The sequence below is a fragment of the Streptomyces sp. NPDC054047 genome (assembly GCF_055585065.1).
On sequence record NZ_JBVJKV010000005.1, the window covers coordinates 39,551 to 52,834 of the forward strand.

Genomic DNA, 13,284 nt, shown 5'->3' on the forward strand with positions numbered 1-13,284 from the left:
TGCATGAACTTGTCCACCGGCAACCCACAGGCTCGGGCCGGTTGTCCCCAGCTTTCCCCAGCTTCTCCACACGGCTGTCCACTGTTCGGCAACGCAACGCGCCCCGTCACCGTGCCGAGTGAAAGGCGTCACACCAAGGAGGTCGGTTGGCCTGTGGGGAAGGTGGGTAAAGCTGGGGACAGCGCTGGGGAGAAGTACCCCCTGCCTGTGCACCGGGTGTGCAGAACTTTCGCCCGTCCACAGAAACCACCGGTTGTCCACCGTCTCCGCCCACAGGCGCGGTGGATAAAAAACCGGCTCTGACCTGCGAATACACGGTTATCCACGGTTTCCACAGGCCCTACTACTACTCCCACTTAGAGTCACCGGGGAATTGGCTTCGAAGAGGGGCCTGTGCACAACTCTCGCTCCGGACCTCCAGCGCGCCTCGTCACGACTTGACCCCGAGAGGCACCCACTGTCAGTGCTGTGCGTCAGACTGGTCCCCAGTGCCAGCAACAGCAGGAGGGCGGCTAAGTGAAGATCCGGGTGGAACGCGACGTACTCGCAGAGGCGGTGGCGTGGGCGGCGCGCAGTCTCCCGGCCCGGCCTCCGGCACCTGTCCTGGCGGGCCTGCTGCTGAAGGCCGAGGAAGGCGCACTGAGCCTCTCCAGCTTCGACTACGAGGTCTCGGCGCGGGTCTCCGTCGACGCCGAGATCGACGACGAGGGCACGGTCCTCGTCTCCGGCCGGCTGCTCGCCGACATCTGCCGCGCCCTTCCCAACCGTCCGGTGGAGATCTCCACAGACGGTGTGCGCGCCACAGTGGTCTGCGGCTCCTCGCGATTCACACTCCACACACTTCCTGTGGAGGAGTACCCCGCGCTGCCGCAGATGCCCACGGCGACCGGCACGGTCCCCGGTGAGGTCTTCGCCTCCGCCGCCGCCCAGGTGGCCATCGCCGCGGGCCGCGACGACACGCTGCCCGTCCTGACCGGCGTACGCATCGAGATCGAGGGCGACACGGTCACCCTGGCCTCCACCGACCGCTACCGCTTCGCGGTCCGCGAGTTCCTGTGGAAGCCGGAGAACCCCGAGGCGTCCGCGGTGGCCCTGGTGCCCGCCAAGACGCTCCTGGACACCGCCAAGGCGCTCACGAGCGGCGACACGGTCACTCTGGCGCTGTCCGGCTCCGGTGCCGGTGAGGGTCTGATCGGCTTCGAGGGCGCCGGTCGGCGTACGACCACGCGTCTCCTCGAGGGCGACCTGCCGAAGTACAAGACGCTCTTCCCCACGGAGTTCAACTCGATCGCGGTCATCGAGACCGCCCCGTTCGTCGAGGCCGTGAAGCGCGTGGCCCTGGTGGCCGAGCGCAACACTCCGGTCCGGCTCAGCTTCGAGCAGGGCGTGCTGATCCTGGAGGCCGGCTCCAGCGACGACGCACAGGCTGTGGAGAGGGTCGACGCCCAGCTCGACGGCGACGACGTCTCGATCGCCTTCAACCCGACGTTCCTGCTCGACGGCCTGAGCGCGATCGACTCCCCGGTCGCCCAGCTGTCGTTCACGACGTCGACGAAGCCCGCACTCCTGAGCGGTCGGCCGGCCGTGGATGCGGAGGCCGACGAGGCGTACAAGTACCTGATCATGCCTGTACGTCTGAGCGGCTGAGCCCACAGGTGTGAGCGGGCGTCCGGGCGTAGGCTCGGACGCGGGTACGAAGGTGCCTCCACGCCACATCGCTACTTAAGGAACCACTGATGGAGCTCGGTCTCGTCGGCCTCGGCAAGATGGGCGGCAACATGCGCGAGCGCATCCGCCGCGCAGGCCACACCGTCATCGGATACGACCGCAACAAGGACGTCGCGGACGTCCACAGCCTCGAAGAGCTTGTGGGCAAGCTCAAGGGTCCGCGTGTCGTATGGGTGATGGTTCCGGCCGGAGCCGCGACCCAGTCCACCGTCGACGAGCTCGCCGAGCTGCTCCAGCCCGGTGACGTCGTCGTGGACGGCGGAAACTCCCGCTGGACGGACGACGAGAAGCACGCCGAGGAGCTCGCGGCCAAGGGCATCGGCTTCGTCGACTGCGGCGTCTCCGGCGGCGTCTGGGGCCTGCAGAACGGCTACGCGCTGATGTACGGCGGCGACGCCGAGAACATCGCGAAGGTCCAGCCGATCTTCGACGCCCTCAAGCCCGAGGGTGACTTCGGTTCCGTGCACGCCGGCAAGGTCGGCGCGGGCCACTTCTCGAAGATGGTCCACAACGGCATCGAGTACGCCATGATGCAGGCCTACGCCGAGGGCTGGGAGCTCCTGGAGAAGGTCGACTCCGTCACGGACGTGCGCGAGGTCTTCCGCTCCTGGCAGGAGGGCACGGTCATCCGTTCCTGGCTGCTCGACCTGGCGGTCAACGCCCTGGACGACGACGAGCACCTGGCGAAGCTGCGCGGCTTCGCGCAGGACTCCGGCGAGGGCCGGTGGACGGTGGAAGCCGCCATCGACAACGCGGTGCCGCTGCCCGCGATCACGGCCTCGCTCTTCGCCCGCTTCGCCTCGCGGCAGGACGACTCGCCGCAGATGAAGATGATCGCGGCGCTGCGCAACCAGTTCGGCGGCCACGCCGTCGAGTCCAAGAGCGAGCACTGATCCACAGCCTGTGCGGGAAACCGCGCGGGGCTGACAGCAAGTGAAGTAGGGCCGGGGGAGGTCGGCGCACACCATGCACGTCACGCATCTGTCGCTGGCCGACTTCCGCTCGTACGCCCGGGTCGAGGTCCCTCTCGACCCGGGCGTCACCGCGTTCGTGGGCCCGAACGGCCAGGGCAAGACGAACCTCGTGGAGGCCGTCGGCTATCTCGCCACGCTCGGCAGCCACCGGGTCTCGTCGGACGCCCCGCTGGTGCGCATGGGCGCCGAGCGTGCCGTCGTCCGGGCCGCGGTCCGGCAGGGCGAGCGCCAGCAGCTGATCGAGCTCGAGCTCAATCCGGGCAAGGCCAATCGCGCCCGTATCAACAGGTCATCGCAGGTCAGGCCCCGTGACGTACTGGGAATCGTCCGTACGGTGCTGTTCGCGCCCGAGGATCTGGCGCTGATCAAGGGCGACCCCGGTGAGCGTCGGCGCTTCCTCGACGAGCTGATCACGGCGCGTTCCCCGCGCATGGCGGGCGTGCGCTCGGACTACGACCGTGTGCTGAAGCAGCGCAACACCCTCCTGAAGTCGGCCGCCCTCGCCCGGCGGCACGGCGGGCGAACCATGGACCTGTCCACGCTCGACGTCTGGGACCAGCACCTCGCGACCGTGGGCGCCGAGCTGCTCGCACAGCGGCTCGACCTGATCGCCGCGCTGCAGCCGCTCGCCGACAAGGCGTACGAGCAGCTGGCACCCGGCGGCGGCCCCGTCACGCTGGAGTACAAGCCGTCGGCGCCGGGCGACGGCCATACGCGCGAGGTTCTGTACGAGCAGTTGATCGCCGCCCTCGAAGAGGCGCGCAAGCAGGAGATCGAGCGGGGCGTGACGCTGGTCGGGCCGCACCGCGACGACCTGCTCCTGAAGCTGGGCCAGCTCCCCGCGAAGGGGTACGCGAGCCACGGCGAGTCCTGGTCCTACGCCCTGTCGCTGCGGCTGGCCTCGTACGACCTGCTGCGCGCCGAGGGGAACGAACCGGTGCTCGTCCTGGACGACGTGTTCGCGGAGCTCGACACGCGCCGCAGGGAGCGCCTGGCGGAGCTGGTGGCGCCGGGCGAGCAGGTCCTGGTCACGGCCGCGGTGGACGACGACGTACCGGGCGTGCTCGCCGGGACGCGGTTCGCGGTGGCGGACGGCGCGGTGGAACGCGTATGACGCGTCGGAACGGGGAGTCCGTATGAGCGCCGAAGAGCCCGCCGAGAACACCCCCAAGGACGCTCCCAAGGACACGCCGAAGACGCCCGAGCCCTCCGGCATCGACCTGGCCCGGGTCGCCCTGCGTGCCGCCAAGGAGCAGGCACGCGCGCGTGGCGACGCGGCGCAGCAGAAGAAGCAGGCCCGCAGGGGCGGCCTTCGCTCCGGTGCGCGCGCCGACGGGCGCGACCCGCAGCCGCTCGGCTCCGCGATCAACCGTTTGATCACCGAGCGCGGCTGGGAGACGCCGGCCGCGGTCGGCGGGGTGATGGGCCGCTGGCCGCAGATCGTCGGCGAGGACCTGGCCAAGCACTGCGTCCCGCAGAAGTACGACGAGGGCGAGCGCATCCTGACGGTGCAGTGCGACTCCACGGCGTGGGCGACGCAGCTGCGTCTCATGGCCCCCCAGCTGGTCGCGCGCCTCAACGAAGACCTCGGTCACGGCACCGTGCGCCTCATCAAAGTCCTCGGTCCCGGCGGCCCCCCGCGCCGCTTCGGACCCTTGCGCGCCCCGGGCAGCACGGGCCCCGGTGACACCTACGGCTGAGGCCGTACCGGGTGGTAGCTCGGGGTTGACGCTCCGAAGCGCTGAGTGCCGCTGTGAGCCTCCTAGGGCCCCGCTCCGCATATGGGGAGTCGGAGGATGCCGCTTCAGGACGGCACATGCGGACTCAGGTACCGGCAAACCCCCATCACTGTCGGCGCTACCGGTAGACTGGAAGCTAATCCCGCCCCACTTGTGGGACGCATAGAACAACGCTGACTATCGCTGAACGACGCAGCCGCTCCGGCCACCGCCGGGTGCTTGGCTTGTGCTGTGCCAGAAAGGGCGCTTCGTGGCCGATTCCGGCAACCCCAACGAGAACATCCCGTCTACCGTCGTTGGCGAGAACGGCGAGGTCACAGCCTTGTACGACGCCAGCGCGATCACCGTCCTCGAGGGTCTGGACGCGGTCCGCAAGCGGCCCGGCATGTACATCGGGTCGACCGGTGAGCGCGGCCTGCACCACCTCGTGCAAGAGGTCGTCGACAACTCCGTCGACGAGGCCCTCGCCGGTCACGCGGACACCATCGACGTCACGATCCTCGCCGACGGCGGCGTGCGCGTCGTCGACAACGGCCGAGGCATCCCGGTGGGCATCCACCCCGTGGAGAAGAAGCCGGCCGTCGAGGTCGTGCTCACCGTGCTCCACGCGGGCGGCAAGTTCGGCGGCGGCGGCTACGCGGTCTCCGGTGGTCTGCACGGCGTCGGTGTCTCCGTCGTGAACGCCCTGTCGACGAAGCTCGCCGTCGACATCAAGACCGACGGCTACCGCTGGACCCAGGACTACAAGCTGGGTGTGCCGACGGCCCCGCTGGCCAAGCACGAGGCGACCGAGGACACGGGCACCACGGTCACCTTCTGGGCCGACCCGGACGTCTTCGAAACGACCGAGTACTCCTTCGAGACGCTGGCACGGCGCTTCCAGGAGATGGCGTTCCTCAACAAGGGTTTGACCATCAAACTCACTGATGAGCGCGATTCGGCGAAGGCGACGGCGGGTGCGGACTCGGCCGAGGCGACCGACGACGAGGCCGACGAGGCGCGCACGGTGACGTACTTCTACGAAGGCGGCATCGTCGACTTCGTGAAGTACCTCAACTCCCGCAAGGGAGAGATGATCCACCCGACCGTCATCGACGTCGAGGCCGAGGACAAGGAGCGCATGCTCTCGGCCGAGATCGCCATGCAGTGGAACTCGCAGTACACCGAAGGTGTCTACTCCTTCGCGAACACGATCCACACGCATGAGGGCGGTACGCACGAAGAGGGCTTCAGGGCCGCGCTGACGGGCCTGGTCAACCGGTACGCGCGCGAGAAGAAGCTGCTGCGCGAGAAGGACGACAACCTCACGGGTGAGGACATCCGCGAGGGCCTGACGGCCATCATCTCGGTGAAGCTGGGCGAGCCGCAGTTCGAGGGCCAGACCAAGACCAAGCTGGGCAACACGGAGGCGAAGACCTTCGTGCAGAAGGTCGTGCACGAGCACCTCACGGACTGGTTCGACCGCAATCCGAACGAGGCCGCGGACATCATCCGCAAGGGCATCCAGGCCGCCACGGCCCGTGTCGCCGCCCGCAAGGCGCGCGACCTGACCCGCCGCAAGGGCCTGCTCGAATCGGCCTCGCTGCCCGGAAAGCTCAGCGACTGCCAGTCGAACGACCCGACGAAGTGCGAGATCTTCATCGTCGAGGGTGACTCCGCCGGTGGTTCGGCGAAGTCCGGCCGTAACCCGATGTACCAGGCGATCCTGCCCATCCGAGGCAAGATCCTGAACGTCGAGAAGGCGCGGATCGACAAGATCCTGCAGAACCAGGAAGTCCAGGCCCTCATCTCGGCCTTCGGCACGGGTGTGCACGAGGACTTCGACATCGAGAAGCTCCGCTATCACAAGATCATCCTGATGGCGGACGCCGACGTCGACGGTCAGCACATCAACACCCTGCTCCTGACCTTCCTGTTCCGCTTCATGCGGCCGCTCGTGGAGTCCGGCCACGTCTACCTGTCGCGCCCGCCGCTGTACAAGATCAAGTGGTCCCGTGACGACTTCCAGTACGCCTACTCCGACCGTGAGCGCGACGCCCTGGTCGAGCTCGGCCGCCAGGCCGGCAAGCGCTTCAGGGACGACTCGGTCCAGCGCTTCAAGGGTCTCGGTGAGATGAACGCCGAGGAGCTGCGCATCACGACGATGGACCAGGAGCACCGCGTTCTCGGCCAGGTCACCCTGGACGACGCGGCGCAGGCCGACGACCTGTTCTCGGTGCTGATGGGTGAGGACGTCGAGGCACGGCGTTCGTTCATCCAGCGCAACGCCAAGGACGTCCGCTTCCTCGACATCTGAGTCGGCCGTACAAGCCGCACCTCGAAAGGACTTTGACCAGCAATGGCCGACGAGAACACCCCTGTGATGCCCGAAGAGGAGCCCGCTGTCCCCGGCGTGGGCATGCGTGTCGAGCCCGTCGGGCTCGAGACGGAGATGCAGCGCTCGTACCTCGACTACGCGATGTCCGTCATCGTGTCGCGTGCGCTGCCCGACGTACGAGACGGCCTGAAGCCCGTCCACCGCCGCGTCCTGTACGCGATGTACGACGGCGGTTACCGCCCCGAGAAGGGCTTCTACAAGTGCGCCCGCGTCGTCGGCGACGTCATGGGCACCTACCACCCGCACGGCGACTCCTCCATCTACGACGCCCTGGTCCGCCTGGCCCAGCCGTGGTCGATGCGGATGCCCCTGGTGGACTCCAACGGAAACTTCGGCTCTCCGGGCAACGACCCGGCCGCCGCCATGCGGTACACCGAGTGCAAGATGGCGCCGCTGGCCATGGAGATGGTCCGTGACATCGACGAGGAGACCGTCGACTTCACGGACAACTACGACGGCCGCAACCAGGAGCCGACGGTCCTGCCGGCGCGCTTCCCGAACCTGCTGATCAACGGTTCGGCGGGCATCGCGGTCGGCATGGCCACCAACATCCCGCCGCACAACCTCCGCGAGGTCGCGGCGGGCGCGCAGTGGGCGCTCGAGCACCCGGAGGCTTCGCACGAGGAGCTGCTCGACGCGCTGATCGAGCGCATCAAGGGCCCCGATTTCCCCACCGGCGCACTAGTAGTGGGCCGTAAGGGCATCGAGGAGGCGTACCGCACGGGCCGTGGCTCCATCACGATGCGCGCGGTCGTCGCGGTCGAGGAGATCCAGAACCGCCAGTGCCTGGTGGTCACCGAGCTCCCCTACCAGACCAACCCCGACAACCTCGCGCAGAAGATCGCCGACCTGGTCAAGGACGGCAAGGTCGGCGGCATCGCCGACGTCCGCGACGAGACGTCCTCGCGCACGGGCCAGCGCCTCGTCGTCGTCCTGAAGCGGGACGCGGTCGCCAAGGTCGTCCTGAACAACCTCTACAAGCACACCGACCTGCAGTCGAACTTCAGCGCCAACATGCTGGCCCTGGTCGACGGTGTGCCGCGCACCCTCTCCCTCGACGCGTTCATCCGCCACTGGGTGACGCACCAGGTCGAGGTCATCGTGCGGCGTACGAAGTTCAGGCTGCGCAAGGCCGAGGAGCGGGCCCACATCCTGCGTGGCCTGCTGAAGGCCCTGGACGCGATCGACGACGTCATCGCGCTCATCCGGGCCAGCCAGACGGTCGACGTCGCGCGTGAGGGCCTGATGGGCCTGCTCTCGATCGACGAGATCCAGGCCAACGCCATCCTCGAGATGCAGCTGCGCCGGCTCGCCGCCCTGGAGCGCCAGAAGATCGTCGCCGAGCACGACGAACTGCAGGCGAAGATCAACGAGTACAACGCGATCCTGGCCTCGCCCGAGCGGCAGCGTCAGATCATCAGCGAGGAGCTCGCGGCGATCGTCGACAAGTTCGGCGAGGACCGTCGCTCGGCGCTCGTGCCCTTCGACGGCGACATGTCCATGGAGGACCTGATCGCCGAGGAGGACATCGTCGTCACGATCACGCGCGGCGGCTACGTCAAGCGTACGAAGACGGTCGACTACCGCTCCCAGAAGCGCGGCGGCAAGGGCGTCCGCGGCACGAAGCTGAAGGAGGACGACATCGTCGACCACTTCTTCGTGTCGACGACCCACCACTGGCTGCTGTTCTTCACGAACAAGGGCCGCGTGTACCGCGCGAAGGCGTACGAACTGCCGGACGCCGGACGCGACGCCCGCGGCCAGCACGTCGCGAACCTGCTCGCCTTCCAGCCGGACGAGAAGATCGCCGAGATCCTCGCGATCCGTGACTACGAAGCGGTGCCCTACCTGGTGCTCGCCACCAAGGGCGGCCTGGTGAAGAAGACCCCGCTCAAGGACTACGACTCGCCTCGCGCCGGTGGCGTCATCGCCATCAACCTGCGCGAGACGGACGACGGTTCGGACGACGAGCTGATCGGCGCCGAGCTCGTGTCGGCCGAGGACGATCTGCTGCTGATCAGCAAGAAGGCGCAGTCGATCAGGTTCACCGCAACGGACGATGCGCTGCGTCCCATGGGCCGTGCGACCTCGGGCGTCAAGGGAATGAGTTTCCGCGGTGGCGACGAACTGCTCTCGATGAATGTCGTCAGGCCGGGTACGTTCGTCTTCACCGCAACCGACGGTGGGTACGCCAAGCGCACCAACGTCGACGAGTACCGCGTCCAGGGTCGTGGTGGCCTCGGCATCAAGGCCGCCAAGATCGTGGAGGACCGCGGCGAACTCGTGGGCGCGCTGGTGACGGAGGAGACCGACGAGATCCTCGCCATCACCCTGGGCGGCGGTGTGATTCGTACGCGAGTCAACGAGGTCAGGGAGACGGGCCGTGACACCATGGGCGTCCAACTGATCAACCTGGGCAAGCGCGATGCCGTGGTCGGTATCGCTCGTAACGCCGAGGCCGGGCGCGAGGCGGAGGAAGTCGACGGCATCGTCGACGAATCGGCCGACGGCGAGCCGGTCGTCGGTACGGACGAGGGCACGGAGTCCACGGCCGAGTAGCGCGAGGAGAGAGTCATCGTGAGTGGAGCCACGGGCGCCGGAGCAAGTGGAACCGGCCCAGCCGGTACAGACGGTGTCCGTGGCTCCGCCACTGATTCTCCCGAATCGCATGAGCCTCGTGGATCCCAGGGGGGAACCGTGACCGACACCCGAGGGCCGCAGTCGGCTCAGTCAGCGCAGTACGAGGGGTCCTATGCGGCCGGTGCTCAAGGGACCCAGGGGTCCCAGGGCTCGCAGGGCTCTCAGGGCGCCACTGGTGCGCTTCCCGGGGAGCGCCAGCCCCAGCAGGCCCAGCAGGGGTCCCAGGCGTACCATCCGCCGCAGGCCTACCAGCAGGACTCCCAGACGGGTTCCGTGCGCAGGCCGCGGACCGGGGCGCGCACGACGCCCCGTACGCGCAAGGCGCGACTGCGGGTGGCCAAGGCCGACCCGTGGTCGGTGATGAAGGTCAGCTTCCTGCTCTCCATCGCGCTCGGCATCTGCACGATCGTCGCGGCCGCCGTGCTGTGGATGGTCATGGACGCCATGGGCGTCTTCTCGACGGTGGGCGGCACGATCTCGGAGGCGACGGGCTCGAACGAGTCCAACGGCTTCGACCTGCAGTCCTTCCTGTCGCTGCCGCGGGTCCTGATGTTCACGACGATCATCGCGGTCATCGACGTGGTCCTCGCCACGGCGCTGGCGACGCTCGGCGCCTTCATCTACAACCTCTCCGCGGGCTTCGTGGGCGGCGTCGAGCTGACGCTGGCCGAAGACGAGTAGTTCTTCTTACCGCTCTTCTCCCCGCTCGCTCCGCGCTCTCCTGCTGAGCTGTCTTGGGTCCAGGGCCCCGTCCGTACCGGGCGGGGCCCTGTTCTTCTGCCCGCGGCTCTCCCGTGGCTGTCCCGAGGCTCTGCCGTGGCTGTACGGTCGCGCACCGGTTGCTCGGGGGCCGCTCACGGGGTGTCCGGCCCCCACGGAGCTATCGATTTTGGGACTGGCCCGCACGTGCGCTAATCTTCAGAGGTCAGCGCGCGGGACACACCGCAGCGCGGCGGGGCTATAGCTCAGTTGGTTAGAGCGCATCCCTGATAAGGATGAGGCCACAGGTTCAAATCCTGTTAGCCCCACCAGCGCAAAGACCCCCAGTCGATTACGGCTGGGGGTCTTTGACATCTACGGCTGACATCAGCCGATGAGTGGATCTTCCAATAGGTCCGCGAGGAGCGAGACGGCTTCCCGCTCACCGTCCCCCACCACGTGCGTGTAGACGTCCATGGTCATGCTGATCTGGCTATGCCGCAGGATCGCCTGAGCGACCTTGGGATGCACCTTCAGGAAGGCGAGCAGGGTGCCGCAGGTGTGCCGAGCGAGCCGCACCGTGATCCGTCGGACTCCGGCCCGCTTCACCAGGGCGTTGAACATTCGGGAGAACCCAACCGGATCCGTCAGCCCGCCCCGCTCGGACGAGAAGATCACCTCATGACCCGGCCTCTGCACCCAGGCATCACCGACGATCTTCCGCTCCAGCTCTTGCAGCGCACGCCGCTCTTCCAGGGCACGGGCGCAGAACTCCGGCAGGGGCAGCACCGCCTGTGAGGACTCGGTCTTGAGGTCCTTGAGGACCAGGCCCACGCCCTTCTCGCGCTGTACCTGCTTGGTCGGCGTGAACTGTCCGGTCTCAAAGTCGATGTCTTGCCAGCGCAGGCCCAGGACCTCACTGCGGCGGAGCCCGAGGACGAGCACCAGGACGCAGGCCGCGTAGAAGCGGTGGGCACGCGACGCCCGCAGGAAGGTGATCGCCTCAGGGGCGTTCCACGCCTTGCCCTTGTCCTTGCTGACCTTGGGCATGTCGACCAGCAGCGCGACGTTCCGCGTCAGCAGCTCTTCTTTCACGGCGCGGTTGAGCGCGTTGCGGAGGGTCCGCAGCACCTCGAAGCGGGTAGCCGCACCGACCTTCGCGCGCGTGAGGGCACTCATGAACGCACGGAGCTGCGCCGGGGTGAGCTTGATCATCGACTTCTTGCCCAGGTGGGGCGCGAGGTAGAGCCGCACCTTCGACTCGTACTTCACGTACGTGTTGTGCTCCTTCTCCGGCTTCACGATGTGCTCCAGCCAGTAGGCCAGCCACTCGCCGAGCGACCACGAGCGAGACGGCACGGGGACACCGTTCCGCTCCTGGTCCTGGAGCTTGCCGAGCTTCTCGTTAGCTTCGTCCCACGTCCGGCCGTACACGTACTTACGGACCCGGTTGCCGTCCGTGTCAGTCACATAGGCAGCGCCCTGGTACCGGCCATCGGACCGCTTGGTGATCGTGCCGCCGCCGTTGGGCCGACGCTTCGCCATCAGGCGGCCTCCCCGATCTGACTGGTGATGAAGTCGCGGACTGCCTGGACTGGGATCCGACGGCACCCGTCGATCTTGATGGACACCAGACGGTGCGTGCGGATCAGGTCGTACACCTTGGAGCGTCCGATCTTGAGCCGCGCCATGACGTCGGGCACGGTCAGCAGCTCGGGGACGGCGGTGGTCACGTGACGGCTCCTTCCATGTCGAGGAGCGTGGCTTTCTCCTCGCGGGCCAGTTCTCGGTTCTGCTCGATATCCCGGCGGATGTTGGCGGCGAGCCAGGATTCGCCGGGGGTGTGGCCGTGGCCGGCATAAGTCCAGTGAGCGAGCGTGAGCGTCATCTCCTCAGGGATCTCGCCGGGGTCGGGGAGGCCGAGGGCGGCTCGGTGTTGGGCGGCGCGGTAGTCGGCTCGGACCTGGCGCAGGGCGCCGAGGGTGGTGGAGTAGCGGCGGGATTTGGTGGAGAAGTGGCCGCGGAAGCCGAGCATGTGGGCCCAGTCGCGGAGCTTGCGGTCCGGGTAGGCGTGGTGGAGGTCCAGGCAGGTCTCGATAAGGCGCCGGGGGTGGTCAGCCACGCCGAGGAGGACGAGGGCTTCCTTGTTGCCGATGCGGCGGTCGACGGTGCCGGTGGTCTCGGCTGCCTTGGTGGCGTACTTGGCCACGTAGGAGGCGACGGCCTGTTCGGTGATCTGCGTACCGTCCCCGAAGGCTTTGATCGGCTGGACGTCGAGCCGGTCGCCCCAGCCCAGGACGCGGGCGCGGTGGTCGCCGGAGGCGGGGAGGTCGACGCGGACGCGAGCAGCTGCAGCGTGGATCGCGTCAGTCAGGAGCGCGAGGGTGGCCCAGGCCGGGGGCGGGGTGTCGGGTCCTTCGGGGCCGTCGAAGCGGATGACGGCATGGAAGTGGATGGCGCCGCGCTTCTGGTATTCGGCGACCTTGCCGAAGGAGAGCCGGGACTGTTCCTTGGCTGCCTTCTGGGTGAGTCCGGCGCGGGCGGCGATCTCGCGGCGGAGGTAGATCGTGAAGTAGCGCCACAGGTCGGAGGCGTGGTTGTTCCACAGCACCGAGCCCGCGTAGTCGTAGGTGTCCGGGTCGAGCGGGGTGCCCAGCTCGGGTGCGTCTTCCGGGTGGCGGGTGCCGCAGCGGCAGGCACGGGTGCCGGGCCGGTTATGGACCGGGCCGAAGCTGGGGGCGGTGAGGGTGGCGAAGACGCGGGGGTGTTCGCGGACGGTGGGCGGGGTGCCCTTGGCCGGGTCTCCGACGAGTCCGGCGCGGATCAGGTGGTAGGTGTCCCCGGCGTAGGTCCAGGCGCACGAGGGGCAGCGCGAGGCGCGGCGGTTGCCGCAGGCGACCCGGAGTCGGCCACCGGGCTCGGTGTCGGTCGAGTAGGAGTAGAGGGCCTGACCGGTGGTGCGGTCGCGGGTGACGGTGGCGCCCTGGAGGTGGATGGGGTCGGAGCAGCCGCCGGTGCGGCGGATCTGGTCCCGTACACGGTCGAAGCCCGGGGACCCGGCCACCCTCAGCACATCAGCGAGGGTGGCCGGGTCCAGGCCCGCCATGGTGGCGGTGTCGGTCATCAG

The 13,284-nt window shown here is 68.1% G+C and carries 10 protein-coding genes and 1 tRNA gene; 8 read left to right on the forward strand and 3 right to left on the reverse strand.

All coding sequences use genetic code 11. The features are described from left to right. Positions 1-516 precede the first annotated feature (516 nt). The 8 genes from dnaN (at position 517) to ACZ6ZP_RS19905 (ending at position 10,489) form a co-directional block, all read left to right on the forward strand. Positions 517-1,647 carry a DNA polymerase III subunit beta gene (gene dnaN, locus ACZ6ZP_RS19870; protein WP_160506115.1) on the forward strand — a complete coding sequence of 377 codons (1,131 nt, stop codon included), beginning with the start codon at positions 517-519 and terminating at the stop codon, positions 1,645-1,647. An 89-nt stretch (positions 1,648-1,736) separates the two neighbouring features. After that, on the forward strand, positions 1,737-2,621 hold the full coding sequence (gene gnd / locus ACZ6ZP_RS19875; RefSeq protein WP_351169162.1) for a phosphogluconate dehydrogenase (NAD(+)-dependent, decarboxylating): 885 nt from the start codon (positions 1,737-1,739) through the stop codon (positions 2,619-2,621). A 73-nt stretch (positions 2,622-2,694) separates the two neighbouring features. After that, a complete protein-coding gene (gene recF / locus ACZ6ZP_RS19880) occupies positions 2,695-3,816 on the forward strand; it encodes a DNA replication/repair protein RecF (protein WP_361472731.1) in 1,122 nt (373 codons plus the stop codon). Positions 3,817-3,838: 22 nt separating this feature from the next. Continuing rightward, positions 3,839-4,402: a DciA family protein gene (locus ACZ6ZP_RS19885; RefSeq protein WP_361472734.1), complete on the forward strand. Its 564-nt coding sequence runs from the start codon at positions 3,839-3,841 to the stop codon at positions 4,400-4,402. A 265-nt stretch (positions 4,403-4,667) separates the two neighbouring features. Then, positions 4,668-6,737: a DNA topoisomerase (ATP-hydrolyzing) subunit B gene (gene gyrB / locus ACZ6ZP_RS19890; RefSeq protein ID WP_351169153.1), complete on the forward strand. Its 2,070-nt coding sequence runs from the start codon at positions 4,668-4,670 to the stop codon at positions 6,735-6,737. Between the two features lie 42 nt (positions 6,738-6,779). Beyond that, complete coding sequence (gene gyrA / locus ACZ6ZP_RS19895; RefSeq protein ID WP_361472738.1) at positions 6,780-9,377, forward strand: DNA gyrase subunit A; 2,598 nt, start codon at positions 6,780-6,782, stop codon at positions 9,375-9,377. 18 nt (positions 9,378-9,395) lie between these two features. Beyond that, a complete protein-coding gene (locus tag ACZ6ZP_RS19900; RefSeq protein WP_351169147.1) occupies positions 9,396-10,139 on the forward strand; it encodes a DUF3566 domain-containing protein in 744 nt (247 codons plus the stop codon). A 273-nt stretch (positions 10,140-10,412) separates the two neighbouring features. Further along, positions 10,413-10,489: transfer RNA gene (locus tag ACZ6ZP_RS19905), tRNA-Ile, on the forward strand. Positions 10,490-10,544: 55 nt separating this feature from the next. On the opposite strand, the gene ACZ6ZP_RS19910 is transcribed toward ACZ6ZP_RS19905, so the two are convergent. Genes ACZ6ZP_RS19910 through repSA form a run of 3 tightly spaced genes read right to left on the reverse strand, consistent with a single transcriptional unit; the run spans position 10,545 to position 13,281 of the window. Further along, complete coding sequence (locus tag ACZ6ZP_RS19910) at positions 10,545-11,702, reverse strand: tyrosine-type recombinase/integrase (RefSeq protein ID WP_469407722.1); 1,158 nt, start codon at positions 11,700-11,702, stop codon at positions 10,545-10,547. After that, positions 11,702-11,890, reverse strand: coding sequence for a helix-turn-helix domain-containing protein (locus ACZ6ZP_RS19915; RefSeq protein WP_469407723.1), 189 nt, complete (start codon positions 11,888-11,890; stop codon positions 11,702-11,704). The genes ACZ6ZP_RS19910 and ACZ6ZP_RS19915 overlap by 1 nt, the downstream gene beginning before the upstream one ends. After that, on the reverse strand, positions 11,887-13,281 hold the full coding sequence (gene repSA / locus ACZ6ZP_RS19920; RefSeq protein ID WP_469407724.1) for a replication initiator protein RepSA: 1,395 nt from the start codon (positions 13,279-13,281) through the stop codon (positions 11,887-11,889). The genes ACZ6ZP_RS19915 and repSA overlap by 4 nt, the downstream gene beginning before the upstream one ends. Between the last annotated feature and the right edge of the window lie 3 nt (positions 13,282-13,284).

Coding starts and splice junctions, on each gene's coding strand:
- recF (WP_361472731.1), top strand. CDS start 2,695: ATGCACGTCACGCATCTGTCGCTGGCCGACTTCCGCTCGTACGCCCGG.
- repSA (WP_469407724.1), bottom strand. CDS start 13,281: ATGACCGACACCGCCACCATGGCGGGCCTGGACCCGGCCACCCTCGCT.
- gnd (WP_351169162.1), top strand. CDS start 1,737: ATGGAGCTCGGTCTCGTCGGCCTCGGCAAGATGGGCGGCAACATGCGC.
- ACZ6ZP_RS19885 (WP_361472734.1), top strand. CDS start 3,839: ATGAGCGCCGAAGAGCCCGCCGAGAACACCCCCAAGGACGCTCCCAAG.
- ACZ6ZP_RS19910 (WP_469407722.1), bottom strand. CDS start 11,702: ATGGCGAAGCGTCGGCCCAACGGCGGCGGCACGATCACCAAGCGGTCC.
- gyrA (WP_361472738.1), top strand. CDS start 6,780: ATGGCCGACGAGAACACCCCTGTGATGCCCGAAGAGGAGCCCGCTGTC.